Source organism: Streptomyces sp. AC550_RSS872 (assembly GCF_019049285.1).
In the GTDB taxonomy this organism is placed as follows: domain Bacteria; phylum Actinomycetota; class Actinomycetes; order Streptomycetales; family Streptomycetaceae; genus Streptomyces.
In genome coordinates, this window is record NZ_JAGMUL010000020.1 from 75,034 (window position 1) to 99,286 (window position 24,253).

The following is a 24,253-nucleotide window of genomic DNA, read 5'->3' on the forward strand; positions in this document are numbered from 1 at the left end:
GCGGTGACCGTATAGCCCGTGGTAGTCGACAGGCATGCCGATGAAGCCTTCTGGTACCGCAAACCCTTCGTCTTGGTTCGGGCGGCTGCGCCGCGTGATCAGCCGTTCGCCAGTCGGGCGCGGATGGCGGCGGAGCAGGGGTATTGAGCTGTGGTCGCGTTCGCTGGGCTTTGCGGCGCTGGGGTTGCTCACGCTGGTGCCACTCCTGATCATCGTCTCTTCCGCCGATCCCGAGCACGGGCGGGGGTTCGCGCAGTGGCTGGGGGAGGGGCTTGGCGTGTCGAGGGCCTCCAGACGGCAGGTCGAGCAGTTGTTCATCCGGCCCGGCCAGGCCCTGCGGACCACGACCGTGTTCGGTATCGCCGCCCTTGCCGTGTTCGGCCTGACCTTCGGGGCGGCGGTGCAGACCGGCTACGAGAAGGTCTGGGACCTGCCGCCGGCCCGCTGGTGGGCCAGATGGCGGCATGTGGTGTGGCTGGGTGTCCTCACCGGATACCTTTTCGTCTCCGCCACCACCGCGCTGCGCCGCGAACCACTGGCAGGCGGGGCCGTGGCCTCGCTGAGCGCCGTGCTGTTCCTGTGGTGGTCCCAGCGCGTGCTGCTCGGCGGGAGGATCCGCTGGCGTGCCCTGTTGCCCGGCGCCGTGGCCACCGTGATCGGGCTGGTCGGCCTGAGGGTCTTCTCCAGGCTCGTCTTCTCGCCGTTGATCGCATCCAACGCCGTCAGCTACGGCCCCGTCGGAACCGTCCTGGTCGTCCAGTCCTGGCTGGTCGGCGTGGGTGTCGTCGTCTTCGGCGGTGCCCTGGTCGGCCGACTGCTGCACGAGGAACTCCCACGCTTGGCCCACGTAGTGAACCGGCGCAGGTGAGCTGCGGCCCTGCGACCGATCAGCTCGCCCGGGCCGCGAGTTCGTCATCGTGGGGTTGCCGCTCGGGGCATCAGCAATCGTGCCGCCGCAGACCACCCCGTCGAGCCAGTGAGGGGTCGTGTGGTCTGCGCGGTGACGGCATGAGGGCACCTGTTGCGGGACCGTACGTCATCACGGGCCGTTTCCCTTCGTGTGGCGTCGGGTCAGTGCCGACAGCGCGTGGCCTTGGTCGTCGGGGGACGGCGGGTGGGTCTGGACGGGGAGGCCGGCTGTTCGGTGACCAGAGTCTCGAAGAGGCTTTGGGCTTCGACCATGGCCTCCCGCATTTCCTCGGCGCTGCTCTGGCCGCGGGCCACCGCGTGCATGTTGCGGTAGCCCTGGACGCAGTGGGCGTGGCGGACGGAGAGGGCGGCGATTTGGTCCTCGAACTGCTCGCCGTCGGGGAAGCCGCGGCCTCTTGCCATGCGCGCCAGCAGTGCGTCTGCGTCGGTGACGGCCTGCTGGGGTGATGCGACGAACTGCTCCTGGATGACGGCCCATTGCGTCACGTAGCGCTCTCGGACCGCGGGCGACAGCGGCTGTTCCGTCAGGGAGCCATGCCGCTTGAGGCGCTCTGGGGCGAAACGGGAAGGATCAGTGCGTACATGTGTACAGCCTGGTGTGGGATGCGTGTGACACGGGCGGGCAGCAGCTGGTGCCTGCCCGGGGCGCATCGGGATGCGACCGGGATCGCGTGACGATGGGCGCGCACGGGAACGGCCTCGCTCGTGACGTGGCGGGTTCCGGCACCGATGCGCAGGATTCGCCCTCTGGGAAGCGTGCCGACGGTGCGACGCTGCCGGGGGCAGGGGCGGCATGTCGCACGCCGGCCCTCGCCGCAGTTCCCGGACAGGCGTCAAGCAGCCATTCATGCCGCACACGACGCGCTGACGTCGCACGGTATCCGCAACCGTTCGGCAGGACTACGCTGTGAGGTGAGGCCCCAGTCCCCGGTATCGATGCTGTGTCCCGCTCCCGGGGAGGCCCACCGTGTTCGTGCTGCTCCTCATCCTCATCGTGGTCTTGTTCGGCCTCGGCTTCATCAGCCCCATCTGGTGGGTTGCTGCGGCCGTGTTGGTCTTCGGCGCCACCCGGCACGGCCGCGAACGCGGGGGAGGCTGGATCCGTGGCGACGGTTCCGATCTCGGGAACTATCGGGACTACGAGGCGCGTCGGGATCGTCAGGACCGCTGGGACCGCCGCTACAGCCGTCAGCACCGGGCACGTTGGCGGCGCGAGGACCGTCGGGACCGCGAAAACCGCAAGTGATCCGTGGAGTGGCCCGGGAGCCTGAGGTTCCGGGGATGGCTTCAGCCTGGTCGGACGCGTTCTGATCGTTGAGAGGTGTATGCCGTGCAACGCACAAGCGTGATCCAAGAGGAGTGGTGGGATCTGCGGGTCGAGGCCACGTGGGGGAACCCACCTGCGGGACGGGATGTCGCCGCACTGCGCGCAGAGAACGACCAGCTGCGGCAGGCGCCGGCAGGCCGTGCGGTCATCGACCCGGCCCACGACATGCTGGGCAGTGCGACGCCGAACTTCCGGAGGTGGCCGCGGACCTGGTCGCCGCCTGGGAGGGCAAGCCGCTCCCGCAGCGGATGCAGCGTACGCGGCGAGGCGGGTCGTCCAAGTAGGGAGAGGTCATGATTCACGCAGCCGACGTCCGAGAATGGCGCAACCGCGATGTCGTCGACACCGAGTCGCACAAGATCGGTGTCCTGGAGGCGGTCTATGTGGACACCACCACCGATGAGCCGGCCATGGCCACGGTACGGACCGGACTGCCCACCCGGCACCGTCTGGTCTTCGTCCCTCTCGACGACGCGATCGTCGGGCCGGGCTATCTCAGGGTCGGCTATGTAAGAACGCTGGTGAAGCAGGCCCCTTCGATCGGCACCGACGACGTGCTGCCCGCCGAGCAGGAGGAAGCGGTCTTCAAGCACTACGGACTGCCCTACAAGCCTGGTGCGGCCGGCGAACGGCAACTGGCGCGCCGCTGACGACCTGTGGATGGGATGACTGCCCTGTGAGGTACGGACCATGCACCAGGTGACCCCGCCCCGTGAGGAACAGCGGCTGTTGACGGCTGTGCCCTCGGCGGGGGATGCGGCTCTGCTGGCCGAGGTCGTCGAACTACGAGCCAGGAACGCGCAGTTGGGCCGGGCGCTGTCGAGCCGTGCGACGATCGACCAGGCACGCGGCATGGTGATGGCCCTGGCCCCGTGTTCCAGCGACAGGGCCTGGGACTTGCTGGTGGACGTGTCGCAGCACTGCAACACCAAGCTCCGGGACGTGGCCGTCGCTCTGGTCGCCACGACGACGGACGAGGCGCTCCCGGAACCGATACAGCGGGAGCTGCGCCGAGCACTGAGGCGCCTCCACGAGGTGGACCCGAGATGACGGCGCACGCGGCCGGCGGACGGCACCGGGAGCGGCGAACTCAACTCTCCGGTGCCTTCGTCCAGGACGGCCGTCGGACACCTGTGGTGTGTAGCCCGCCCCTTGGATCTCGAACACCGGTCGTGCGGTTCTTTGTCTGTTCCTGACGCCCTGTGTGAAAGCGGACTACCCGGGAACTCGTCCGATGTGCTTCAGACCGGAGGCACGCCCGTGGGAGCCGCTGTCGCTGCTCCCCAGTGCGCTGCGGTCCGACGGCTCCCACGGTGAGCGACGCCACCGACAAGGCCCTCCAGCCTCGCCGTGGTGCGTTCCCTGAGGGGAAACACCAGCGCGCGGAACGTGGTGGCGTCCGTCGGCCTGCGAAGCTCTCCGATGTCCAGCCAACCCCAGGAGCGGAGCGCAGCGAGGGTTTGACGATCGGCCCGGTCCACCAGGATGGCGCCGAGCGTTGCCTGATGGTCGCTCCGCAGCCGCTCGTGCACACGACGGGCGAGTTCCCGGTCCTGTGGGTGCGGCCGGATCAGAATGTCGGCGAACGCGAAGACGTTGCCGGACACGGTGAGTTGCTCGATGCTGCGCGGCAATGCTCCGTCGAAGCCGAGCCACCAGGAGCCGTCGCCGCGAACCGGGAATCCGAAGGCGCATCCCATCAGGCTGTCCGTCTCGGCGATCACCATGGCGAATTCCGGTCGGCGCATGTCCGTGATGAGGCGGTTCAGGAAGTTCTGGCGGCTGGGACGGCGGTACGGATCACCCGGCGGCGTTGCGCGGGACTCCACATACAGCCCCGCCAGATCCTCACGCAGGTCCTCCACCAGCCAACGGCTCAGCCGACGCAACCGCACCGGAGCCACGGCTGAGGGCTCGCCATCCCCCGACTTCCGCGTCTGTCCCCGCCCTGGTTCGGCCTTCATCGCACATCTCCCGGGAGAACAGCTGCAAGTGGGACAGACCGGTGCGGCAGGGCCGGAAGGGGTGCGGCCGGGGTGTCGCCGGGGCGAGGTGGCAGGTGGCCGAACTGAAGGCCGAGGAGCAGGAACCCGCAGCCGGCGAGGTCGAGGATCCGCCCGCTGCACTCGCAGGAGGTCACGGCGGTGCGGCGGGCGGTGAGCTGTGAGAGGGACATGACGCCTCGGTTCGGAAGACCATCCGCCGGCGGGCATCGGCGGCCGGAGTTCCGGCCCCCTGGACGCGCTCCGGCAGGGGCGTACTTTCGGCGGAGGCAGAGCAACGGCCGGTCCGACAACCTGCGCAGCAGGACAGAGGACCCACCCAGGTCCCTCCAGGGATGCGCCGGGTGACAGACGAAGAGTCCGCACCCCGCAGCCATCTGTGTTCAGCAACAGCGTGCCGCCGGGGTCTGGGACGTCTGTACAACAGCGTAGTCCTCGCGTCGTGTGACGGACGGTCCGAAGCCGCCCGATCCCAGGATATGGACGCTGCCGTCCTGCGACGTCGGCCTTCGGTGGCGCCGTTGTCGGCTCACTCCAGGAGCACGAGGTGGTCGGCGGCGCCCCCTCGCCATTCGATCAGGAAGAGGGTCGCGTCGTCGGTGGTGCGGCCGCCCCGTTGCTGCTTCAGGGCGTGGGAGAGTGAGCGCACCACCGCTCGTACTCCCTTCGCTGTGTGTTCGATGCGGTTGACCCAGTGGATGAGTTGTTCTTCGCCGAATTGTTCTTCGCCGGCTTCGTGCTCCTCGATCAGGCCGTCGGTGAAGCACAGCACGCGGTCGCCGCGTTGGAGCATGTGCCCGCTGATCCGGGGCTCTTCACCGCCGAAGCCGACGGGCAGGGTGGTCGGACCTGCCAGTTGCCGGACGACCCGGTGGTCACGGATCAGCAGCGGTGCGGGGTGGCCCGCGTTGACCCACTGCAGGTGGCCCGTCGCGATGTTCAGACGCATCATCTGGGCGGTGACGAAGTGGTCGGGCCCGAACTGCTCGGCGATGGCCCGGTCCATGAACGCGTAGATCTCGGACAGGGCGATGTCGGCACGTCTGGCGTGCCGGTAGGCCCCGACGGCGACGGTCGCCATCGTGGCGGCGTCGAGCCCGTGGCCCATCGCATCGAGCATGGCCACGTGCAGGATGTCCTCGTTGAGGGCGTAGTCGAAGCTGTCGCCCGCGACGTCGTAGGCGGGCTCCAGGATTCCGGCGACCTCGACCTGCGGGACGGACATGGCCAGCGGCGGCAACAGGGACCACTGGATCTCCGCGGCCACGGTCATCGGTTCACGGCGCCGGGCGCGGAAGAACTGATCGGTGTAGCTGTGCTTGGTGACCAGCATGTCGGCGACCAGGCCGGCGAGCCTGCGCAGCAGCCGCCGGTCGTCGTCATCGACGGTGTCCAGGGTGAGGGCCATCACTCCCACCTGGTCGCTGCCGTCCAGCAACGGCAGGTACATCCGGACGCCGTCGGACTGCGGCACCTCGATAGTGGTCGCGTGCAGAAAGGCCGTGCCGGCGGGAGAGTCATCGATCGGCTCGGGCTCGCCGACCAACAGCCGCCGACCTGACAGCGGCACCAACACCAGCTGGCCGTAGTCCTGCAGCAGGATCGAGACGTCGCGGCCACCGACCCTGGCCACCTCTTCCGCGATCAGCGGAGCGATCAGCTGCGGCGGCATCTCGTGTGCCCGGTCCAGCAGCACCCCCAGCAGGCGCTCACCGAACCCTTCCGACCGGTCGAGCATGCCCTCGTCGGGTCGGCGCTCACCTTCCGCCACATCCGCACCCCATCGGCGTCGTCGAGGCTTCGGCCGCCGTGTCCATGCTCACCTCGTGCCGCGAGTCCAGCGCCCGCACCGACACACGGGCTCCTGACACGACCGCGATCAACCCGCACAGAGTGACGCGGCCGGTCACTCCGAACAGCCCATTACGCCAGAGAACGGCATGTCACACATGATCAGAGAAGATGGCTCTCCGTGCCGCTGTGCACCACATCTCTCCCGGAGCCGTCACAGGAGCAGAAGATCGGAGCCGGTGTCCGCGAGGAGCCGTGCGGTCTGGGGGGATGGGTAGTGCAGCCGCAGGGACGCGTGGGTCCCGGCGGCGCGCCGCGACGCGTCGATGAAGACGCGCAGACCGCTGCTGTCGCAGCGGCCGACGGTAGTCAGATCCACGTCGATGGTGGTGATGCCGTCACTCAGGCACCGCTCCAGAGCGGCGCGCACCTGGGGTGCGGTGGCCGGGTCGATCTCACCGGCCAGGGTGAGCAGTGCCCGCCTGCCACGGTCGTGCCGGTAGATGTTCAGCTGCGGAAGAGTCATGACGCCTCGGTTCAGATGCCTCGGTTCATGGGGCCCGGCCGCTCCTCACGGGGTCCATGGCCCGAATGCACACGCGTGGGTACGAGTGGAGTCGATGGTCCGTGCGCGAGACCGCTGACGGGAGCTGGCTGGTCACCTGTGATGAGTGGTACGGCTGCGGCTGCGGCGCGGTGGGAAGCGGCCGCGACCCCCGTCGCGGTGGTCCCGCCGTTCGCCGGCGACAGGCGGCTCGGACCGGACAGGTCCCACCGGGGGCTGCGGCGTGCCCCGGCCGCGGCGGCCGGGCAGGGGGGAGCTGTACCGGTGCACGGCGATTCTGTCGGCGTGCTGGAGGTTGAGCCGGTGGATCACGTACGCCGCCGCTGCGATGAGGACCAGGAAGGCGGCGACTGTCAGGAAGGTGTTCATGGCGGCCACCTCACATACCGATGATCAGTCGGCTGGCCCGGTCGGGCGGACCGGTCTGTCGGGGAACGGCTGCGGACACCGCGGAGGCGCCGCCCTCGTACTCCCATGCCTCGTCCGGGTCCAGTGGCTGGTCGGTCGCGGAGACGCCGTGCCGGGCATGGTCCGCGGCGATGAGCGCGCTCGCGGTCAGTGGCGGGCCGTCGCAGTCGGACGCGGCAGCCATCAGCCGGGCTGCCGACTCCGCCCCGGTCTCGGGCGGGATGACCAGGAGATCCCAGCGGCCGGTGCCGTAGGAGAGCAGCAGCAGCTTGTGGGGGTCGATCTGCGGGGTGAACCAGCCGACCTTGACGATGTGGCCTTCCACGGGAACCTTGCGGGGGATGACCGGCCAGTGCCTCGGGTTTACGGCGATGCGGGTGATGCGGCCCCACAAGGGGTCCAACACGTCGGTGAGCGCCGGAAGTTCGCTCAGTAGATTCCGGGATCGGGGCCACCAGGCGCCGTCCAGGAGTCCACGGGAAGTGCCGTCGGTCTTCAGCGCGAGACGCGCGGACGGGGCTGCGACGGGCTCGGGGGGCGGCAGGGGTGGAAGCAAGGTCGCCGACATGATGCGGACCCGTCTCCGGGCCGCCTCTGCGGCGGCCCGGGTTTCATCTTTCGCCGAGAACGACCCGGCGTGGAAGCCGGTGTGCGGAATGCCCTCGGTACTGTCCACACTACTCCGCGCAACGCCGCAGCGGGGAGCAGTGGCCGCCTAGATGTGGAGCAGCCGCTGGGTGACCTCCCGGTACTGCCTCAGCGCGTGCCGGAGTTCCTCGGACTGCGTCCCGGGATCCCGGTCCTGCCAGCCGGCTCGCACGACACGCCGCCGTTCCGCGAGGGCGTTCACGAGCTGGGCGGTGGCTTCGTCGTAGCCGCTCTCGGCCTCTTCCAGCGCCTCGAGCGGGGTGCCGGCGAAGGTGTTGAGGGCGTGCCGGAGGCGCTGGACGATCTTGTCCTGTTCGTCAGACGGGAGCAGCGGCTCCGGCCCGGGCCGCGGCGCCCGGCCGGCTCCGGAGTTCGGCCCGCGGGCTGCTGGGCGCGCGTCTGGTCGTACGTCAGCGGGGACCGCTTCCGTTCCGCCTGAAGGCGTCCTTGGCCTTCTCGGCGGCCTGTTTCAGGTTTCCGGAGACCCGGTCGGCCCTGCCCCGGCGTTGCAGTCGCCTGTTGTGGGTGACCCGGCCGAGCTCTTCGGTGATCCTGCCCTTCATCGTCTGCGCCTGGTTCCTGATGGTCCGTGAAACGGTCATGGCCGACCTCGCTGTTGACCGGTGGATGGTTCTCGCGGGGGCTGGACGAGGCGGGAAGGCGGAATGCTTCGCCGTGTCTTCCGGAGTGGCATGGCCTTGCACCATGCTGCCAGTCAACGTCCGGCAATGGTCCGTGTCAACGCGGCGGCCACGCGATCCGGCCCGCCTCGTCTCGGAGCGTGCGGGAGTACTGTGGAGGAAGCGAGGGCTCTTCGTATGCCGGTGTCCGAACCGGCCCCGTCCTCGCGACTCCCATCTCATGGGCAGCCCTTGACCCCGGCCGCGCCATCCGCATCCAGGCCGAGGAGTCACGTATGCCACTCAGTCCGACCACGTCCACGACGGTCACACCCTCGCACCGCGCCCCGCCGCCCCAGGGTTACGACGGGACGTCCCCCTTCCCGCCGGACGGCCCGGCGCCCGCGCGCGACGGCGGTGAGCGTCTGTACGTCACGGTGACGGCGGTGATCGTCGTCCTGCCGTTCGTGGCGATCGGTCTCGCCGGCTGGCTGCTGTGGGGGAGCCTCATCCATCCCGCCGACATCGTGCTCGCCCTCGTCCTGTACACGATCACGGGTCTCGGCGTCACGGTCGGCTTCCACCGTGGCCTCACCCACGGCGGCTACCGGGCCGTCCGTCCCGTGCGGATCGCGCTCGCGGTCGCCGGTTCGATGAGTTTCCAGGGTGACGTCATCGGCTGGGTCGCCACCCACCGCCGCCATCACGCCTTCACCGACCGGCCGGGTGATCCGCACTCCCCGTACCGCTACGGCACGCACCTGCGCGGTCAGTTGCGCGGACTGCTGCACGCACACGTCGGCTGGCTGTTCCGCAACGACCGCACGCCCGCCGACCGGTACGCACCCGACCTGCTGGCCGACCGCGACATCCGTGCCGTCTCCCGCGCCTTCCCCCTGCTGTGCGTCCTCACCCTCGCCCTGCCGTTCGCGGTGGGCTGGGCCATCGGGGGTACATGGCTGCACGGCGTAACCGCCCTGCTGTGGGCGGGACTTGTCCGCATAGCGCTGCTCCACCACGTCACCTGGAGCGTCAACTCCCTGTGCCACCTGATCGGTGAGCGCCCGTTCCGCACCCGGCGCCACGACCGGGCCACCAACCTGTGGCCGCTGGCCCTGCTGTCGTTCGGCGAGAGCTGGCACAACCTCCACCACGCCGACCCCACCAGCGCCCGCCACGGCGTCGACCGCGGCCAGCTCGACCCCTCCGCCGCCGTGATCCGCCTCCTCGAACGCCTTGGCTGGGTGTACGACGTGCGCTGGCCCACTCCGGACCGCGTGGCCGCCCGCCGAGCCTGACACCGGTCACTCACCTCCTCCGCCGCACGGCAGTCGACAGGAGCTTTCATGACCACCGCGCTGCAACCCCCTCCTCCGTCCCAACCCCTTCTCCGCCTGCGCCTGGCTCCCCACGGGGGCATGCCCCGGCCCATCGACGGAGCGTGGTGGCCCCGTTCGCACGACCTGCTCGCCGAACTCCCCCGGCTGCTCGCCGGGTTGCCGCGCGCGTGGGGCCACATCACCAGCGTCACCGTCAACGGGGCGGCGTGGTCCGCGGTGCCCGGCCGGATGCTCGTCTTCAACCAGGTCGTACGACTGCGCAGGACCGTGGCGGCATCCGCCCCGCACACCATCGTCCTGCTCGCCCCCGGCCGGGGGCGTTGGGACCTGCTGGTCGTGCCTCCGGATACGGCCGAGGAGGCCGCGGAACCGCTCATGGCGGCCGCGGCAAGTGGTCACGTCTGATCCGGCCTGCCACGGACTGCCCGGCGAATGATCAGGGCACCGACGGCCGGGGTCGGCGACGACGACGGTCACATCCGCGCCACCAGTCGGCCGGGCGGGCCGGTGGCGGCCTCGTACGACGAGGAGGTTTCGCCGGCCTGTTCCGCCGTCAGGAGGGCGGTCGCGGTCGTCGGCGGGCCGGTGTTCGCGCTCGCGGCGGCCATCAGCCGGGCGGCGGAGGGGGCGCTGGTCTCCGGGGGTATCACGAGGAGGGCCCAGCGGCCCGCCGTATAGGACAGCAGCAGGATATTGTGCGGATCCTGCCCTGACGGGAACCAACCGGCCCTCACCGCATGGCCGTTGACGAGGATCTTGCGAGGGCGGATCGGCCAGTGACGTGGGTTGACGGCGATATGAGTGATCCGTCCCCACAGCGGATCCAGTACGTCCGCCAGAGCGGAGAGTTCGTGTGCCAGGTCACGTGAACGGGGCCACCAGGCGCCGTCCAGTTCGGCGTGCCCTGGCGAAGGACTCACGGGTTTCAGCGCGAGGCGCGCGGTCGGGGCCCTGAATGGAACGGCCCGTAGCGGGGGATGAGAGGTGGTCGCGGACATCGCGCGAACCCGTCTCCGGACCTCTGCACCTCTGCGCGAGGGCAGCCGTCCGGTGTCGTTGCTCACCGGGAACGAAACCGGCATCGGAGCCGGTGTGCGAAGTGCTCCCGATGAGTTCACGCTACTCCCCGAAGAGGCCGAACGGACCGCTCCTGGACGTCGGCTCACTTCCGTCGGCGGTCGTTCTCCGAGGAGCGGCTGGTCTCACCGCCTACGGTTGCCGTGCTCACGGCCTTGGAAGAGGTCGCCGAGTTCCCCGTCACCGTCGGCGAACCGTCCGGCGACGAACCCGATGGCATCCCGTGCTGCCACCAGCAAGGACGCGCCGAAGCCGGCGAAGTGTCCGGCAGAGCCCAGAGCCATCCTGGTGAACAGGCCAACCGCGGCCATACCCATCGCGCGCTCCTTGCTCGCCCCCGCTCCGGCAAGCGATTACTCGAGCCGCCGCTCTGGTTGTTCCTCCTCCTCGTCGAACACATGCACATCGCCGACCGCGATATTGACCTCGACCACTTCCAGACCGGTCATCCGCTCGATGGCAGCGATCACGTTCTCTCTGACGTCGCCCGCGACCTCGATGATGGAGACGCCGTACTCGACGACGATCTCCAGGTCGACCGCGGTCTGTACCTCGCCGACCTCGACCTTCACCCCGCTGGTGACGGACTTCCCGCCGGCACCGGGCATACGTTCACGCATCGCCCCCACGCCACGGGCGAACCCACCGCCCATCGAATGGACGCCCGGCACATCGCGGGCCGCCATCCCGGCGATCTTCGCCACCACACCGTCGGCGATAGTCGTATGGCCGCGCGACCCCGGATCGCTTCCGTGCGGCACCCCCGCACTCTTCCCGCCGCGCTCGCCCAATGACCCCGCGCGAGGAGTCTCGGGCTGGTTCGGCAGTCCGGTATCCGTCATCTTCGGTCACCACTTTCCGACGCAACAGGCGGCCTGTCGTGCCCCTTCCCTTTCACGCTAACGGCGAGTGCCCCGACCTCGCTCAGGCAAATGGCATGTGAGCGATGTCGGGCATTGCGCCAGGAGGCAGCGGTGGTGACCCGCGCAGAAGGGCAGGTCGGCCAGCCGGTCGGACCGCCCTACCGGACGCGGGACCTGCGGCTGCGCCCGTCCGCGATCCGAGGAGGACAAGATCGGAGATGAGCACCATCACCCCGATGATCAGCAGGTGGAGCGTGTCCCTGCCGAGTGCCCCGACGACGCCGGTGACGCAACGGCCCCGGTGTATACACACCGGGGCCGCCCTTCCGGGTCATTGCACGTGAGAGTGCGCCGACCCACTCACCAGGGTAGGTCCGGGACACCATTTCAGTCATATGGGAGGACATGGCCGTCATGCGGCCGGCCGGAGCCCTGAGGGCGGCCTGGGCCGTGTCAGTCACTGTCCTTTGTCCTCGGACTCCATGAGCTGGATTCCCTTGTGCGTCAGTGTGACCATCGAGGGGGTGTTTCCTCGCGCCCAGTCGACCTGGATCAGTCCCTCGGCCGCCAGGTATGTGCAGGCGGCGGCCAGGTCCTCCTCGGGAATGGCGACGTCCTCGCGCAACTGCGCCCCGGTGAGGCCGAGGAGGCGATTGCCTTCGATGGCCTCGTACAGGCTTTTCATGATCGCCTCGCGGTAGTGCCGCCGCTGGTGCAGTGTCGCCATGGTCGCCTGCCTCTCGTGCCGGCACCGACGAAAACCCGTAGGTCTGGGGCGGTATCCACCTTCCCCCGCTGAGGGGCATCTCCTCAGATTTCGTCCGGCTGTGTGTGATCGTCTGGGGAGGACTGGCTGGTCAGCAGCCAGGAGCGCACCGGCTCCGCCATGCGGGTCGTGTCCACGGTGAGGTGGAGGCGTGTTCCGCCGTCGGCGCCTGCGGGGTAGCTGCGCGCTTCGGTGGCGGCGAAACAACGGCGGAGAATCTCCGCGACATGGCGAGCCGCCTCCGGGTCCGCGGCGACGATACGAACCTCCGCGTGCCCGGCCGACGGCAGTTCCGGTGCCTTCATGGTGACCCCTTGCTCATTCAGGACGGCGTGCATCAGGGGCGGAGTGTCGGTGGGCGCGACGGCCGTCGCCCCATACCCGCCCGCGGCTGGAAGCGGTCTGCGTCATCAGCGGCTCCCGTCTCGACGCTCACGGCGGGTGGCATCGGCAGGAGAACCCTTCGGCGCGGTCGCACGTGGGCTCTTTCGGTTCCGCCGACCGATTCCCGGAAGGGCGTCGCTGTAGCGGAAGGCCCCGATCCTCTCGTCTTGCTGCGCATTGAGCCGGTGGATCAGGAACATTCCCACGATGATGACCAAGATGATCACGGCGATGGTGACGGCTATCTCCACATCCTCACCTCCCCAGGGCGGAACTCAAGATCCCGATCGAGGCTCCCGCCGCCCAAGCGGCTCCGCCGTCGGTCTCCCAATCCTCTTCCCGGCTCCGAGCCTCCGCCGCGTCGTGGCTCATGGCCTCGTCGGCCATCAGACGGCTGGCCGTGCGGATACCTCCCGGAACGGTTGCTGCTGCCATCAGCCGGCCGGCGGCGGCGGGCTCCGTCTCCGGAGGGATCACCAGCAGGTCCAGGCGGCCCACCGTGTAGGAGAGGAGGATCACTTTCCTCGGGTCCTGCTCGTCGGCGAACCAGCCGACATGCACCGTGTGCCCCGCGACGGGGACCCTACGCGCGATGACGGGCCAGTGGGCCGGGTTCACGGTGACGTGGGTGATCCGGCCCCAGCACGCGTCCAGCGCGTCCGTCAGAGTGGGGATCTCCCGGAGGAGATCACGGGAGCGGGGCCACCAGGCACCGTCCAGGAGACCTGGACCCGAGCCGGTCGGGGCCAGGGACAGCCGGGCCGACGCCGAAGGCAGGCGCTCTTTGATGATCGTAGGTTCGATGGTCGCGGTCATGACACGGACCTGTCCCCGAGCCTCCTGCTGGAGGCCGGTCTTCGCACTGCTGCAGAAGAACGTCCTTGACCGCCGCACCTGGGTCACCCGGCAGGAACTGCGGATCGCGATCGTGACCTGGATCGAACGCACCTACCACCGCTTGCGGCGCCAGAGGCGCCTGGCCCGTTTGCCCCCCATCGAGTACGAGACCATCATGGCCCCACCCGCAGCCCTGGCTGCATAAACCCTGCTGTCACCCGATCATGCAGCAGTCCCTCCTCAGAGGCCCGGACCTGTGTCGTCATGTGTTCTGCTTGCACGCTCGCGGCCTAACAGATGGGGTCTCGCCTGGCTGTGTTCAGTCGATGTCGGGGTCGTCGGACTCTTCGAGGAGGCGGCTCGCGAGGTCGTCGGCCCACTCCACGGCCCACGTGCGCAGAGCGGTGATGGTGGCATGGTCGAGGCCGTAGGCGGTGAAGGCTTCGTCGTCGGTCCACTCGGCGCCGGTGAGGTTCGCCTGGAGGTCCTCGCGCTCGAAGCGGCCACGGTGTGGCGGCGGCCGAACTCCTCGAGCTCGGCATTTGTCCAGCGGCGGGAAGTGGCGAACACGTCGATCAGATCGCGGGGCGCGCCGCGATCGGCGAGGGCACGGACCTTGGTCCCGATCACGTCCTCCTCGGCGAGGACAGGTCCGTACGGGCTCTGGGCGACGGGTCGCCAGAAGATCTCTTTGAGGATGTCGACTTCGCACTCCTGCCCGGTGGCGGGGTCCGTCACGGTGAAGCGAGCGGACAGCGGGGCGGTCTCCAGTGCCTGCACCTTCCAGCCGCGGGCTGTCAGGCCGCTGCGCAGAGTGCGGCCGCGATGTCCGCCATGGGCGCCGGGTTCTCGGTGGCGACATCAAGGTCTTGGCTGGGTCGGTTCACGAGGCGGGTGCGCCCTCACGGCATACCCGCCGGTGAGGACCAGGGGATACGGCGAGCCGAGGGAGAACACATCCGCCAGGAGCCGCGTGTGCAGCTCCGGCATGTCCGTCACGCGGCTGCCCGCGAACGGGAGGCAAGCTCGGGGAAGGCGTCCTCCCACACGGTGCGCACGGTGCGGCCGACGAGGGTGCGCAGCACGGGCCACAGCTCGAGGAGTAGATCCCGGTTGAGGTAGCGGGGGAGATCGTCGTGCAGGCCCTCGTGCAGGACGGTGCTGTACAGGCCCATGCGCTGGCGTGGGTTGTCCAGGTCGTACGAGGTCATCCCGGACCATGCCAGGTGCAGCGGCAGCTCCACGACGCCGTGGGCCGGTCCGTGCAGCTCGTCCAGTGACTCCGGTAGACGGCGCCGGAACTTTTCCCGGTACAGCGCGAGGTCCTCGGCGTCTGCGCCCGAGAGCTCCCTCGGCCCGGGTCCGGTGTGCTGCGGGTGGGAGGCCATGCCTCCCTTATGGCGGCCGCACAGGGGCAGGGGCTTGTGGCTTCAGCCAAGGAGTCAATGTCACTGTCTGTGTCCGTCGCCCAGCGGCTCACGGAGGGCAAAAGTGCTGCTCAGAGGCGTAACAGAGGCAGGTAGAGGAGATCACCCGCATCGCTTCTCCCCAGAGACTCCCCAGAGCCGATTCCGGCCCGATCCGTGACCGGTGCGAGAGCAAAGACCGCACAAGAACTGAGCTCGGCAAGATGGACTCAGAGCCAGTCCCGCCGCTTGAAAATCACGTACAAACTTACGCAAACCACCCCCATCAGGCCGATCGCAAACGGGTATCCGAAAGTCCAGCCCAGCTCCGGAATGTGCTTGAAGTTCATGCCGTAGATAGTTCCAACCAGCGTGGGAGCAAACAGAATCGCCGCCCACGACGAGATCTTCTTGATCTCCTCGTTCTGCTCGAACCCCGCCTCCGCCAACGCCCGCATCTCCGCGTTCTGTTGCTGTGTCACCAGCGTCGCGTTGACCGTGAGGATCTCCGTGAGGGCCTGGCGGAAGCCGTCGACGCGTTCGCTGGTGTGGGTGACGTGGTCGGCCACGTCGCGGAGGTAGCGCTGGAGTTCCTCGTCCGTGCCGTATTTGGAGAAGCCGGCCATCAGGCCGTGCAGCATGCCGACGAGCGGGCGGGTGGCGCGCTGGAACTCGACCATTTCCCGGGAGAGTTCGTAGATACGGCGGGAGACCTCGGGGTCGCCGCGGAAGACCTCGGTCTCGATCTCGTCGATGTCGTTCTGGACGCCCGTCACCACCGGCACGTAGCCGTCGACCACGGCGTCCAGTATCGCGTAGAGCACCGCCTCCGGGCCGAGTTTGAGCAGCTCCGGAGTCTCCTCCATGCGGCGTCGCACCGCCGAGAGGTCGGGGGCGGCGCCGTGGCGGACCGTGATCACGAAGTCGGGGCCGACGAAGACGTGGAGTTCGCCGAAGTCGACCTCCTCGGGTGCGTCCAGGTAGCGGGCCGCACGCAGGACCACGAAGAGGGTGTCGCCGTAGCGCTCCAGCTTGGGCCGCTGGTGAGCCTCCATGGCGTCCTCGACCGCGAGCGGGTGCAGGTCGAACTCCGCGGCGAGGGAGAGGAGTTCGGCCTCGGTCGGGCGGGCCAGGCCGATCCAGGCCATGCCGGAGGGCTGGTCGCGCAGTTCGTGGAAGGTCTCGGCGAGGGTGGCGGGGGAGGAGACCCGGACGCCGTCCTGGTACAACGCCGCCTCCACGACGCTCGCCACCTCGGTGGAGTCGGCTGCCGAAGAGGAGGTCGACGGGGCCGGGGGCGGTGGCTCCGGGGGCCGTGGCGGGGTCAGGGCTCGGCGCCACACGGACTTCATGGGGTTCTTCGAGGCGGGGCGGGCGCGTCGCTCGGACATGGCGGCTGCCTCCCGGACGAGACGACGAGTACGTGTACGTGCGTGTCAGTGGGTCTGTGCGTGTTCCTGCGAGTGTGCCTGTGCCTGTGCCTGCGTGTGCGTGTGCGTGATCTCGGAGCAGGATATACGGGGCGAATGACCAGGGCGGGGCCGGCCGATCCTGGATTCCGTGAGAGTTGCGGACCGCAGCTGTCCGCAAGCCTCACTAGCGTGCGGAGCATGACGAAGTCGACCAAGGCGGCGAAAGCGGTGGCCGCAACAGGCCCCGTCCTCACCACCCGCGCCCTCAACCGTGCCACCCTCGACCGGCAGCTCCTGCTGCGCCGCTCGCCGTTGTCCGCCATGGCGGCCGTGGAACACCTCGTCGGCCTCCAGGCCCAGGAGGTCAAACCGCCGTACTACGCCCTCGCCGCCCGTCTCGACGGCTTCACGCCCGAGGACCTCGCCGGGCCGCTGGCCGACCGCAGCGCCGTACGCATCGTCACCCTGCGTTCGACGATCCATCTGCACACCGCCGACGACAGCCTCACCCTGCGTCCGCTGGTCCAGCCCGTCCGGGACCGGGAGGTGAAGCTCTTCCGCAAGGGCCTCGTCGGCGTCGACCTGGACCGGCTCGCCGTCGTCGCCCGCGACCTCGTCGAGGCCGAGCCCCGCACCATGAAGCAGCTGCGGGAGGCCCTCAGCGCCGAGTGGCCGGACGCGGACCCGCAGTCCCTGGCCATCGCCGCCCGCTGCGCGCTCCCCCTCGTGCAGGTCACGCCACGCGGGCTGTGGGGCCGCAGCGCCCAGGTCTCCCTCACCACCGCCGAGCACTGGCTGGGCCGCCCCGCCGAGCCGGCCGCCTCCCCGGACGACACGGTGCTGCGCTATCTGGCCGCCTTCGGGCCGGCCTCCGTGAGGGACATGCAGACCTGGTCAGGGCTGACCCGGATGCGCGCCGCCTTCGAACGGCTCCGCCCTCGGCTGCTCACCTTCCAGGACGAGAACGGCGTCGAGCTCTTCGACCTCCCCGACGCCCCGCGCCCCGACCCCGGCACCCCGGCCCCGCCCCGCTTCCTGCCCGAGTTCGACAACCTGCTCCTCTCCCACGCCGACCGCACCCGCGTGATCCCGCCCGCGAACCGTGGCCGCACCTGGCAGGCCAACACCTTCTACTGCCCGCTCCTCGTCGACGGCTTCCTCGCGGGCGTGTGGCGGATCCTCGGCGACGCCCTCGTCATCGAGCCCTTCAGCACGCTCACCAAGGCCCGGCGGAGGGAAGTGACCGAGGAAGCGGCGCGCATGCTTCAGGTCACGCACCCGGAGGAGGCCTACGACATTCGCTTCGGGACCGTCATTGCGTAGTCGGGCACAGGTCCTCAGTCCGCGCGGCCCGTCACCGCCACCGTCACCCCTAGCCCGATCATGGTGAAGCCACCCGCCCCGCCGATCAGTGACAGCCGCCGGTCGGAGCGGGCGAACCAGGTGCGGGTCGCGGACGCGGTCAGCCCCCACAGGGTGTCCGTGACCAGGCCGATCAGGATCGGGACCAGGCCCAGCACCAGCATCTGCATGGGGACCCGGCCCGCCGACTGGTCCACGAACTGCGGGAGTACGGCGGCGAAGAACACGATGCCCTTGGGGTTGGTGAGGCCGACCAGGGCGCCGTCGAGGACCGTCCGCAGGTCACCGCGGGCCGGACGTGCCGAGGCCGGTCCGGTCGCCGACACCCTCAGTTCCTTGCGATGCCGGAAAGCCTGCACGCCGAGGAACACGAGATAGGCCGCGCCCGCCAGCTTGATCGCGAGGTAGATCGCCACGGATCGCTCCACCAGCGAGCCGATGCCCACCGCGACCGCGACCACCAGCAGATACGAGCCGAAGACATTGCCGACGGCCGTCGCCACCGCGGTGCGGCGGCCGTGGGCCAGCGCCCGTCCGATGATGAACAGCACACTGGGTCCCGGGATCAGGATCACCAGCAGTGACATGGCCGCGAAGGCCAGCAGCCGATCGGCGGACACCATGCCCATCACCTCCGTACGATTGCGGCCATTCAACCCCGGGGCGCGCGGACATGGATAGGGGGCGTTGCGGGCCGCTCGTGGAGGCCCGCAACGCCCCCTGGTCTCTCACCCGTTCCCGGTCAGGACTCGACCTGTTCGGTCACCTCGTCCGAGAACGTGGTCAGCCGGGTGTAGATGCCCGGGTAACCGGCCTGGGCGCAGCCCTCGCCCCAGGAAGTGATCCCTGCCAGGACGCCCCCGATGATCAGGGGACCGCCGCTGTCGCCCTGGCAGGTGTCGACGCCGCCGGAGGTGTGTCCGGCGCAGACCATGTCGGACGGGATGAAGTCCGACCCGTAGGAGCTCGCGCAGCTGGAGTTGGAGACCGTCGGCACGGTCGCCGTGCGCAGCTGGTTGGAGGAGCTGCCGCCCGAGGAGGTGGTGCCCCAGCCGATGATGCGGGCGGTGGTGCCGGCCGCGTACACGCCGGTGTCCGAGGAGCCGACGTACGACGCCGGGGTGTACGGCATCGACGTGGACAGGGTCAGCACGGCCACGTCGTTGCCCTCGGTGACGTCCGTGTAGTCCGGGTGGACCCAGATGTCGCTGACCTTGGCGACGGTGCCGTTCGTGCCGTCGAGGTAGGTGCGGCCGCCGACGACGCGGACGCTGCCTGCGCTCTCGCCGGCCAGGCAGTGGGCCGCCGTGACGACCTTGGTGGCCGACACCAGCGTGCCGCCGCAGAACTGCTTCTGCGAGGCGTCCGTGATCTGCATCATGAACGGGTACGCGGTCGTCGTGGTCGTGGTGCCGCCCACGATGCGGGAGGAGGCGGCCTCGGCGGTGGGGGCGTTGAGCAGTGCGGTCGCGGCGGCGGCAGCGGTCGCCGCGACGACGGCGGTCTTTCTTGCACGGGTGAGCCCGAACATGAGACTCCTCAGGGGGAATTGCCGGTGGGGGGTCGCGCGGGTGTGGGGGGTTGTGCACGGGGGCCGCGGGACCGACCCCCGTGTGCCCGGCGAGCGGCACGCACTCAAGGTAGGTCCCGGAAGTTCCCCTTCCCAATGAGGGAACCCCCTAAGGGAGTTGGGCAGGGAAAACCCTCGGTCGGGTTCGGTCAAACCTCCGCGGACCGACAAAGACGGGTGAACTCACGTCGTGCGGCGCCCCGCCGCCAGTCTGACGATGTCGACCCGCGATCGGATCCCCAGCTTGCGGTATACGCGGGTCAGCGTCGCTTCGACCGTTTTGACGCTGATGAACAGGCGCGCGGCGATCTCCCGGTTCGTCGCGCCCTCCATGACGAGTGCGGCGACCTGACGCTCCATCGAGGCGAGCCCGTCCAGAGCGGCCAGCCCGTCCAGGCCGTCGGGACCGCTCGGCGGCGAGACCGTGGGGGCGGCGGCCGCCCCCACGGGACGCGCCGCCGCGGCCGCCTCGACCTGCCGCAGCCAGGGCAGGGCCCGGCAGCGGCGGAACAGCCGGGCCGCCTCGTCGTACGACGTCGGACCGGGAGTGCGGGTGCGCAGCTGGGCCAGGGCGAACGCGGCCCGGGCCTCCTCCAGGCTGTAGCCCAGATTGCCGAGCCGGTCCTGAGCCGACGTCAACTGGGCCACCGCGGCGTCCCGTTCGCCGCGTGCCGCGCGCAGCAGTGCCTCGGCGCGGTCCAGTACGGCCAGCACGCTCTCACGGTCCAGCCGCACGGCCACCTCGCGCGTGACGTCGATGACGTCCTGTGCCTCCGCGATCTCGCCGCTGCGTACCAGTGCCTCGGCGAGGTCGCCGTGCCAGCGACCGCGCGCCGGGTCGGTGATGCCGAGGCCCTGCTCCACCTCACGCACCCGGCGCAGCGACACGACGGCCGCCTCGACGTCCCCGGCCACCAACTGGGCGTGCCCCAGGGCGGCCAGGGCACGGGAGACGTACATCTGGTCGCCGTCCTCCTCGGCGTGCTCCACGGCTTCGCGCGCCAGCGCCAGCGCCCGGTCCACCTCGCCGCCCGCCGCCTCCGCGAGCGAGGTCAGCACGGCGGAGGCGACCTCGCCGATCCCCGTGTCACGGGCGAGGCGCAGGCTCTCGCGGGCCAGGTCCAGGGCGCGCCCGCAGTGCCCGGAGTGCAGCTCGGTCTCGGCCACCCCGCGCAGGAAGTGCACCTCGCTCTCGACCGACCCGCGCCTGCGCACCTCGCGCAGCAGGGCGGTGACCGTGGCGCGGGCCTCGGCCAGCTGGTCGCTCATGATCAGCCAGCGGAACCGGGAGTAGCCGGCGCCGTTGTGATGGCACGCCACCCTCGGGTCCTGCGGCTCCTCCAGCGCCCGCCGGATGGTCGCGGGCGCGTCCGCGTGGCCCATCAGCGTCTCGATCTGGGCCTGGAAGGCGAGCGCCATCAGCTCGGTGTACCGGTCGCCGGCCCGCCCGGCCAGCTCCGCCGCGTACGCCGCCTCGCCGCGGGCCTCGTCGAAGTCGCCCTCCACGAGCAGGGCGCGCCAGGTGAGTTGGTAGTGGACCAGGGCGAGCAGCCGCGGGTCGTCGCCGGCGTCGGCCAGGGCCTGCGGGAAGATCGCGTCGACCTCCGTCATGGCGTGGCCCGCCGTGTCGATCACGATGATCCAGGCCCGCACCCGGTCCTCGGGCACGGTCGTACGGCTCAGCACCTCCCGGGCGATGTCCCGGGCGAGGTCCAGCTCACCGGCGGTGATCGCGTCCTCGGCGGCTGTCAGCCGCACCACTTCCGGGCTCGGCTCGCTGTCCGCCGGCGTGTGCCGGGCGGCGAGCAGCCCCAGCTGCGCGGCCACTGACGGCGCGCCCCGGTCCCGGGCCAGGGCCGCGGCCTCGGCGAGGCGGGCGGCGACCTCCGGGTCGGTGCCGTGGGTCGCGAGGGCCAGGTGCCGGGCGCGTTCGATCGGGTCGGAGGCCGCCGTGGACAGCGCGGCGTGTGCGGCCCGGCGCTCCTGCGCGGGCGCCTCCGCGTACAGCGCGGCCGAGACCATCGGGTGGGCGAACCGTACGGCGGGACCCTCGGGCTCGGTCGCCAGCAGCCCGAGCGCGGCCGCCTGGGCGGTCTCGGCCTCGGCGTTGTCCCGGCCGGCCGCGTGCAGCAGAGCCACCGTCGGGCGGGCACCGGCGCTCGCCACGAGGAGGGTGCGGCGGGCCTCCTCGGACAGCATCTCCAGGCGGTTCAGCACCAGGGCGCGCAGCGAGGTGGGCACTGGCAGGGGCTCGCCGGGGCGGGGCGGGGTGGGGTTCTCGGCGAGGGCGCGGGCCAGTTCCAGGGCGAACAGGGCGTTGCCGCCGCTGGTGCGGTGGATGTCCCGGACCGTGGAGCGGGGCAGGCCGGTGTAGCCGCGGTGGTCGAGCAGGGCGGACAGCTGGGCGCGCGAGAGGGGGCCCAGCCGCACGGCGAGGGTGTCGGGCGGGGACGCGCGTAGATGGCGGTCGTACTCCTGGCCCTCGGTCCGGACCGCGAACAGCATGCGCACGGGGGTGTCGCCGAGCCGCCGGGCGGCGAAACCGAGGAGCTCGGCGCTGGCCGGATCCAGCCACTGGAGGTCGTCGGCGACGACGAGGACGGGGCCGGTGGCGGCGAGGGCGCGCAGCGCGGACAGTACGGCCAGGCGCAGCGCGAGGCCGTCGCGCTGGAGGGTGGACTCGCCGCGGCCGGTGAGCGCCGACTCCAGCGCGGTGCGCTGCGCGGCGGGGAGCCGCTCGGACACCTCGTCCAGGACCAGGCCGAGGAGGTCGGCCAGGGCGAGGAAGGGAAGGTGGGATTCCGACTCCGTGGGCGAGCAGCGCAGCACGGTGCGCGCCGCCCCGCCGTATTCCCCGGCCAATGCCCGCAGGACGGTCGACTTCCCAATTCCGGCGGGCCCGTGAAGCAGCACGCTGCCGCCCCGCCCGAGCTGCTCACGTGCCGCCGTGAACAGTTCCTCCCTGCCGATGACCAGGTCGGGGCGGCATCTGGCAGGCTCCTTGAAGTCCCGTCGCACGGTCACCGCTCCCCTCCGTGTGTCGTGTCCGGGCCAATATTAGGCAACGGATCTTTGAAATTCGGACGGACGACATGGTGAGGCAAATAACAGCTGTGGAGGGTTCACGATCGTCTGGGAGAAATTCAAGGCGCCGATGAATGAATGGACGCTCGTCGGGGCGTGCTGAACCACACGCCGACGACCGGCTACGGCCCGCTCCGCGTCGGCTGTGCCAACGCCCCTGCCCGCCGCATCCATGCCGCCGCCCCGGCCCGCCGTGTTCACGCCGCCGACCGTGGCCGCCGTGGCTGCCCCGGCGCCCCTGCCTGCTGCGTTCGAGCCTTCGACGCTGTCTGCCCCATCCCCGATGCCTACCCCATCGGCCGCGGGTACGGCACCGACCTTGCCGACCGCGTCCGCGTCGCCGCCTCGGTCCGTCGCGTTCACGAAGCCGCGCCGGTCTGCCGCGGCTATGGCAGTGCCCCTGCCTGCTGCGTTCCCACCGTTGACCCCGTCCGCCGTATCCATACCTACCTCGCCCGCCGCGGGGAGGGCAGCGATCTCGCCGGCCGCGTCCGCGTCGGTGCCTCGGTCCGTCGTGTTCACGCCGCCGCGCCGGTCCGCGTGGCTGCGGCGGCGCCGCTGTCCGTCGTGTTCGTGCCGTCGTCCCTGTCCGCCGCGTCCACACTCTCTGCTCCGCCTGCCGTGGGGAGGGCAGCGGCCCGTTTCGCCGCGTCCGCGTCGGTGCCTCGGTCCGTCGTGTTCACGCCGCCGCGCCGGTCCGCGTGGCTGCGGCGGCGCCGCTGTCCGTCGTGTTCGTGCCGTCCTCCCCGTCCGCCGCGTCCACACCCTCTACTCCGCCTGCCGTGGGTACGGCGTCGACCTTGTCGGCCGCGTCCGCGTCGGTGCCTCGGTCCGTCGCGTTCACTCCGCCACCCCGGCCCGCGGCGGCTACCGCATCGCCCCTGCCTGCCGCACCTACCCCGCTCACCCCGCCTGCCACGACTCCGCCCGGCCTCTGCGGCAGCGCCCCTGTCCGCCGTGCGCGCGACCACCCCGCCGACCTGTCCCGCCCCTACGGCAGCAGCCCACCCCGTCGTGCCGCCGCCACCGCCTCGCCGCGGGTGTGGGCGCCCAGCTTGCGCATGGCTGAGCGCAGGTAGCTCTTGACCGTCTCCGTGCGCAGGCCCAGCCGCTCGGCGGCGACCGCGTTGGTCGTGCCGGCGGCCACGCAGGTCAGTACGTCGACTTCGCGGGGGGCCAGTAGCACGGCGTCACGGTGGTCGGCCCGTGCGGAGGTGGGCCCCTCCGTCAGGAGGCCGCAGGCGTCGAGGAGTTCCGTGCGCAGGGCGGGGTCGCTGATGCGGGGGGCCAGGGCGCGCAGGGCCGCGTGGGCCTCGCGGACCTGCTCCCAGGCGGCACCCCGGTCTTCGTACGGCGCCGTCCGCGGCCGGGCCGCCTCCAGCAGCCCCCGCACCTCGTCCCGCACCACCAGCGCCTGCTCCACGTCCCGCGCCGCATCCACCGCCGCCGTCAGCGTGCGGTCGCCGAGCGGCTGGGCCGTGCGCAGGGCGCCGTACAGGACACCGCGCACCCGGCGTCGTACGACGACCGGGATCGCCAGCACCGAACGCAGGCCCTCCGTGGCGACCGCGGCGTCGTACTCGTGGGTGATCTGCCGGGAGACGGAGTAGTCCGTGACCGCGCAGGGGCGGGCGAGGGCGACGGCCTTGCCGCCCAGGCCGTTGCCGGCGGTCACCGCGAGTCTGCTCAGGGACCCGGTCGCCGTGCCGTTCAGTTCGCTGATGCGCATCCGCGGGCGCCCCGGCTCCACCATGCCGCCGAAGGCGACGGGCAGTCCCGTCGAGCGGCGCAGGCGTACCAGCGCGCTCCTCATCTCCACCGATGCGGCCGTGTCCACTGCCACGTGCTCGCCCTTTCACC

30 protein-coding genes and 2 pseudogenes are annotated in these 24,253 nt (G+C 70.6%); 9 read left to right on the top strand and 23 right to left on the bottom strand.

Annotated elements, in window-relative coordinates; genetic code table 11:
* Window positions 1-34 precede the first annotated feature (34 nt).
* Window positions 35-868: a YhjD/YihY/BrkB family envelope integrity protein gene (locus tag KUM44_RS09290; RefSeq protein WP_217207312.1), complete on the top strand. Its 834-nt coding sequence runs from the start codon at window positions 35-37 to the stop codon at window positions 866-868.
* A 203-nt stretch (window positions 869-1,071) separates the two neighbouring features.
* Here the strand turns inward: KUM44_RS09290 and KUM44_RS09295 are convergent, their stop codons facing one another.
* Window positions 1,072-1,416: a hypothetical protein gene (locus KUM44_RS09295; RefSeq protein ID WP_217207313.1), complete on the bottom strand. Its 345-nt coding sequence runs from the start codon at window positions 1,414-1,416 to the stop codon at window positions 1,072-1,074.
* 481 nt (window positions 1,417-1,897) lie between these two features.
* Between KUM44_RS09295 and KUM44_RS09300 the strand changes: the two genes are divergently transcribed.
* The 3 genes from KUM44_RS09300 (at window position 1,898) to KUM44_RS09310 (ending at window position 3,307) form a co-directional block, all read left to right on the top strand.
* Window positions 1,898-2,176 carry a hypothetical protein gene (locus KUM44_RS09300; protein WP_217207314.1) on the top strand — a complete coding sequence of 93 codons (279 nt, stop codon included), beginning with the start codon at window positions 1,898-1,900 and terminating at the stop codon, window positions 2,174-2,176.
* A gap of 374 nt (window positions 2,177-2,550) precedes the next feature.
* Window positions 2,551-2,907 (top strand): PRC-barrel domain-containing protein, encoded by a 357-nt coding sequence (locus KUM44_RS09305; RefSeq protein ID WP_030950091.1) that lies wholly within the window; start codon window positions 2,551-2,553, stop codon window positions 2,905-2,907.
* Window positions 2,908-2,947: 40 nt separating this feature from the next.
* Window positions 2,948-3,307 carry an ANTAR domain-containing protein gene (locus KUM44_RS09310; protein WP_217207315.1) on the top strand — a complete coding sequence of 120 codons (360 nt, stop codon included), beginning with the start codon at window positions 2,948-2,950 and terminating at the stop codon, window positions 3,305-3,307.
* Window positions 3,308-3,498: 191 nt separating this feature from the next.
* Here the strand turns inward: KUM44_RS09310 and KUM44_RS09315 are convergent, their stop codons facing one another.
* The 5 genes from KUM44_RS09315 to KUM44_RS09335 form a co-directional block, all read right to left on the bottom strand.
* Window positions 3,499-4,221, bottom strand: coding sequence for a hypothetical protein (locus KUM44_RS09315; RefSeq protein WP_254389276.1), 723 nt, complete (start codon window positions 4,219-4,221; stop codon window positions 3,499-3,501).
* 568 nt (window positions 4,222-4,789) lie between these two features.
* Entirely contained in the window at window positions 4,790-6,031 is a 1,242-nt protein-coding gene (locus KUM44_RS09320; protein WP_217207316.1) for a PP2C family protein-serine/threonine phosphatase, read from the bottom strand.
* Between the two features lie 234 nt (window positions 6,032-6,265).
* A complete protein-coding gene (locus KUM44_RS09325) occupies window positions 6,266-6,577 on the bottom strand; it encodes an STAS domain-containing protein (RefSeq protein ID WP_217207317.1) in 312 nt (103 codons plus the stop codon).
* Between the two features lie 132 nt (window positions 6,578-6,709).
* Window positions 6,710-6,985: a hypothetical protein gene (locus tag KUM44_RS09330; RefSeq protein ID WP_217207318.1), complete on the bottom strand. Its 276-nt coding sequence runs from the start codon at window positions 6,983-6,985 to the stop codon at window positions 6,710-6,712.
* A gap of 10 nt (window positions 6,986-6,995) precedes the next feature.
* Window positions 6,996-7,700 (bottom strand): DUF5994 family protein, encoded by a 705-nt coding sequence (locus KUM44_RS09335; RefSeq protein WP_217207319.1) that lies wholly within the window; start codon window positions 7,698-7,700, stop codon window positions 6,996-6,998.
* Window positions 7,701-7,787: 87 nt separating this feature from the next.
* On the opposite strand from KUM44_RS09335, the gene KUM44_RS45245 reads away from it, so the two are divergent.
* The gene (locus tag KUM44_RS45245; protein ID WP_254389277.1) at window positions 7,788-8,111 is read left to right on the top strand and encodes a hypothetical protein; all 324 of its coding nucleotides are present in this window, start codon (window positions 7,788-7,790) and stop codon (window positions 8,109-8,111) included.
* Here KUM44_RS45245 and KUM44_RS09345 read toward each other — a convergent pair.
* On the bottom strand, window positions 8,083-8,274 hold the full coding sequence (locus KUM44_RS09345) for a CsbD family protein (protein WP_217207320.1): 192 nt from the start codon (window positions 8,272-8,274) through the stop codon (window positions 8,083-8,085). The two genes, KUM44_RS45245 and KUM44_RS09345, sit on opposite strands and share 29 nt — an antisense overlap.
* 314 nt (window positions 8,275-8,588) lie before the next feature.
* Between KUM44_RS09345 and KUM44_RS09350 the strand changes: the two genes are divergently transcribed.
* Window positions 8,589-9,590: an acyl-CoA desaturase gene (locus KUM44_RS09350; protein WP_217207321.1), complete on the top strand. Its 1,002-nt coding sequence runs from the start codon at window positions 8,589-8,591 to the stop codon at window positions 9,588-9,590.
* Window positions 9,591-9,638: 48 nt separating this feature from the next.
* Window positions 9,639-10,037, top strand: a complete 399-nt coding sequence (locus KUM44_RS09355) for a DUF5994 family protein (RefSeq protein ID WP_217207322.1) — start codon at window positions 9,639-9,641, stop codon at window positions 10,035-10,037.
* Window positions 10,038-10,105: 68 nt separating this feature from the next.
* Here the strand turns inward: KUM44_RS09355 and KUM44_RS09360 are convergent, their stop codons facing one another.
* The 7 genes from KUM44_RS09360 to KUM44_RS09390 form a co-directional block, all read right to left on the bottom strand.
* Window positions 10,106-10,552, bottom strand: coding sequence for a DUF5994 family protein (locus tag KUM44_RS09360; protein WP_217207323.1), 447 nt, complete (start codon window positions 10,550-10,552; stop codon window positions 10,106-10,108).
* Between the two features lie 282 nt (window positions 10,553-10,834).
* On the bottom strand, window positions 10,835-11,026 hold the full coding sequence (locus KUM44_RS09365) for a hypothetical protein (protein WP_217207324.1): 192 nt from the start codon (window positions 11,024-11,026) through the stop codon (window positions 10,835-10,837).
* 36 nt (window positions 11,027-11,062) lie between these two features.
* A complete protein-coding gene (locus KUM44_RS09370) occupies window positions 11,063-11,551 on the bottom strand; it encodes an Asp23/Gls24 family envelope stress response protein (protein ID WP_217207325.1) in 489 nt (162 codons plus the stop codon).
* 478 nt (window positions 11,552-12,029) lie between these two features.
* Window positions 12,030-12,299, bottom strand: coding sequence for a hypothetical protein (locus KUM44_RS09375; protein ID WP_217207326.1), 270 nt, complete (start codon window positions 12,297-12,299; stop codon window positions 12,030-12,032).
* 83 nt (window positions 12,300-12,382) lie between these two features.
* The gene (locus tag KUM44_RS09380; RefSeq protein ID WP_030949326.1) at window positions 12,383-12,643 is read right to left on the bottom strand and encodes a hypothetical protein; all 261 of its coding nucleotides are present in this window, start codon (window positions 12,641-12,643) and stop codon (window positions 12,383-12,385) included.
* A 105-nt stretch (window positions 12,644-12,748) separates the two neighbouring features.
* Window positions 12,749-12,973: a hypothetical protein gene (locus tag KUM44_RS09385; protein WP_217207327.1), complete on the bottom strand. Its 225-nt coding sequence runs from the start codon at window positions 12,971-12,973 to the stop codon at window positions 12,749-12,751.
* Window positions 12,974-12,977: 4 nt separating this feature from the next.
* A complete protein-coding gene (locus KUM44_RS09390) occupies window positions 12,978-13,538 on the bottom strand; it encodes a DUF5994 family protein (protein WP_217207328.1) in 561 nt (186 codons plus the stop codon).
* A 40-nt stretch (window positions 13,539-13,578) separates the two neighbouring features.
* Between KUM44_RS09390 and KUM44_RS09395 the strand changes: the two are divergent.
* Window positions 13,579-13,764 (top strand): annotated as a pseudogene (locus KUM44_RS09395) (IS3 family transposase); the annotation flags it as partial.
* A gap of 114 nt (window positions 13,765-13,878) precedes the next feature.
* Here KUM44_RS09395 and KUM44_RS45250 read toward each other — a convergent pair.
* From KUM44_RS45250 to KUM44_RS09405, 3 genes and pseudogenes are all read right to left on the bottom strand, one after another.
* Window positions 13,879-14,549, bottom strand: a pseudogene (locus KUM44_RS45250) (nucleotidyl transferase AbiEii/AbiGii toxin family protein).
* Between the two features lie 5 nt (window positions 14,550-14,554).
* A complete protein-coding gene (locus tag KUM44_RS09400) occupies window positions 14,555-14,947 on the bottom strand; it encodes a hypothetical protein (protein ID WP_217207329.1) in 393 nt (130 codons plus the stop codon).
* Between the two features lie 248 nt (window positions 14,948-15,195).
* Window positions 15,196-16,356 carry a magnesium and cobalt transport protein CorA gene (locus KUM44_RS09405; RefSeq protein WP_217207330.1) on the bottom strand — a complete coding sequence of 387 codons (1,161 nt, stop codon included), beginning with the start codon at window positions 16,354-16,356 and terminating at the stop codon, window positions 15,196-15,198.
* Window positions 16,357-16,575: 219 nt separating this feature from the next.
* Here KUM44_RS09405 and KUM44_RS09410 point away from each other — a divergent pair, with 219 nt between their 5' ends.
* Complete coding sequence (locus KUM44_RS09410; RefSeq protein WP_217207331.1) at window positions 16,576-17,700, top strand: winged helix DNA-binding domain-containing protein; 1,125 nt, start codon at window positions 16,576-16,578, stop codon at window positions 17,698-17,700.
* A gap of 14 nt (window positions 17,701-17,714) precedes the next feature.
* On the opposite strand, the gene KUM44_RS09415 is transcribed toward KUM44_RS09410, so the two are convergent.
* The 6 genes from KUM44_RS09415 to KUM44_RS09440 all read right to left on the bottom strand — a co-directional run bounded on the left by KUM44_RS09415 (window position 17,715) and on the right by KUM44_RS09440 (window position 24,206).
* Complete coding sequence (locus KUM44_RS09415) at window positions 17,715-18,362, bottom strand: LysE family translocator (RefSeq protein WP_217207332.1); 648 nt, start codon at window positions 18,360-18,362, stop codon at window positions 17,715-17,717.
* A gap of 119 nt (window positions 18,363-18,481) precedes the next feature.
* Window positions 18,482-19,270 (bottom strand): trypsin-like serine protease, encoded by a 789-nt coding sequence (locus KUM44_RS09420; RefSeq protein WP_217207333.1) that lies wholly within the window; start codon window positions 19,268-19,270, stop codon window positions 18,482-18,484.
* Between the two features lie 222 nt (window positions 19,271-19,492).
* Window positions 19,493-22,333, bottom strand: coding sequence for a LuxR family transcriptional regulator (locus KUM44_RS09425; protein ID WP_217207334.1), 2,841 nt, complete (start codon window positions 22,331-22,333; stop codon window positions 19,493-19,495).
* A 578-nt stretch (window positions 22,334-22,911) separates the two neighbouring features.
* Window positions 22,912-23,076, bottom strand: coding sequence for a hypothetical protein (locus KUM44_RS09430; protein WP_217207335.1), 165 nt, complete (start codon window positions 23,074-23,076; stop codon window positions 22,912-22,914).
* Window positions 23,073-23,237, bottom strand: coding sequence for a hypothetical protein (locus tag KUM44_RS09435; RefSeq protein ID WP_217207336.1), 165 nt, complete (start codon window positions 23,235-23,237; stop codon window positions 23,073-23,075). The genes KUM44_RS09430 and KUM44_RS09435 overlap by 4 nt, the downstream gene beginning before the upstream one ends.
* Window positions 23,238-23,384: 147 nt before the next feature.
* Window positions 23,385-24,206 carry a response regulator transcription factor gene (locus KUM44_RS09440; RefSeq protein WP_217207381.1) on the bottom strand — a complete coding sequence of 274 codons (822 nt, stop codon included), beginning with the start codon at window positions 24,204-24,206 and terminating at the stop codon, window positions 23,385-23,387.
* Window positions 24,207-24,253: the final 47 nt, after the last annotated feature.

What these genes read in the sequence shown, in the direction of transcription:
- KUM44_RS09345 (WP_217207320.1), bottom strand. Translation starts at nt 8,274, where the DNA reads ATGACCGTTTCACGGACCATCAGGAACCAGGCGCAGACGATGAAGGGC.
- KUM44_RS09325 (WP_217207317.1), bottom strand. Translation starts at nt 6,577, where the DNA reads ATGACTCTTCCGCAGCTGAACATCTACCGGCACGACCGTGGCAGGCGG.
- KUM44_RS09420 (WP_217207333.1), bottom strand. Translation starts at nt 19,270, where the DNA reads ATGTTCGGGCTCACCCGTGCAAGAAAGACCGCCGTCGTCGCGGCGACC.
- KUM44_RS09330 (WP_217207318.1), bottom strand. Translation starts at nt 6,985, where the DNA reads ATGAACACCTTCCTGACAGTCGCCGCCTTCCTGGTCCTCATCGCAGCG.
- KUM44_RS09355 (WP_217207322.1), top strand. Translation starts at nt 9,639, where the DNA reads ATGACCACCGCGCTGCAACCCCCTCCTCCGTCCCAACCCCTTCTCCGC.
- KUM44_RS09405 (WP_217207330.1), bottom strand. Translation starts at nt 16,356, where the DNA reads ATGTCCGAGCGACGCGCCCGCCCCGCCTCGAAGAACCCCATGAAGTCC.
- KUM44_RS09415 (WP_217207332.1), bottom strand. Translation starts at nt 18,362, where the DNA reads ATGGTGTCCGCCGATCGGCTGCTGGCCTTCGCGGCCATGTCACTGCTG.
- KUM44_RS09375 (WP_217207326.1), bottom strand. Translation starts at nt 12,299, where the DNA reads ATGGCGACACTGCACCAGCGGCGGCACTACCGCGAGGCGATCATGAAA.
- KUM44_RS09350 (WP_217207321.1), top strand. Translation starts at nt 8,589, where the DNA reads ATGCCACTCAGTCCGACCACGTCCACGACGGTCACACCCTCGCACCGC.
- KUM44_RS09305 (WP_030950091.1), top strand. Translation starts at nt 2,551, where the DNA reads ATGATTCACGCAGCCGACGTCCGAGAATGGCGCAACCGCGATGTCGTC.
- KUM44_RS09370 (WP_217207325.1), bottom strand. Translation starts at nt 11,551, where the DNA reads ATGACGGATACCGGACTGCCGAACCAGCCCGAGACTCCTCGCGCGGGG.
- KUM44_RS09310 (WP_217207315.1), top strand. Translation starts at nt 2,948, where the DNA reads ATGCACCAGGTGACCCCGCCCCGTGAGGAACAGCGGCTGTTGACGGCT.
- KUM44_RS09390 (WP_217207328.1), bottom strand. Translation starts at nt 13,538, where the DNA reads ATGACCGCGACCATCGAACCTACGATCATCAAAGAGCGCCTGCCTTCG.
- KUM44_RS09440 (WP_217207381.1), bottom strand. Translation starts at nt 24,206, where the DNA reads ATGAGGAGCGCGCTGGTACGCCTGCGCCGCTCGACGGGACTGCCCGTC.
- KUM44_RS09290 (WP_217207312.1), top strand. Translation starts at nt 35, where the DNA reads ATGCCGATGAAGCCTTCTGGTACCGCAAACCCTTCGTCTTGGTTCGGG.
- KUM44_RS09400 (WP_217207329.1), bottom strand. Translation starts at nt 14,947, where the DNA reads ATGGCCTCCCACCCGCAGCACACCGGACCCGGGCCGAGGGAGCTCTCG.
- KUM44_RS09315 (WP_254389276.1), bottom strand. Translation starts at nt 4,221, where the DNA reads ATGAAGGCCGAACCAGGGCGGGGACAGACGCGGAAGTCGGGGGATGGC.
- KUM44_RS09410 (WP_217207331.1), top strand. Translation starts at nt 16,576, where the DNA reads ATGACGAAGTCGACCAAGGCGGCGAAAGCGGTGGCCGCAACAGGCCCC.
- KUM44_RS09380 (WP_030949326.1), bottom strand. Translation starts at nt 12,643, where the DNA reads ATGAAGGCACCGGAACTGCCGTCGGCCGGGCACGCGGAGGTTCGTATC.
- KUM44_RS09365 (WP_217207324.1), bottom strand. Translation starts at nt 11,026, where the DNA reads ATGGGTATGGCCGCGGTTGGCCTGTTCACCAGGATGGCTCTGGGCTCT.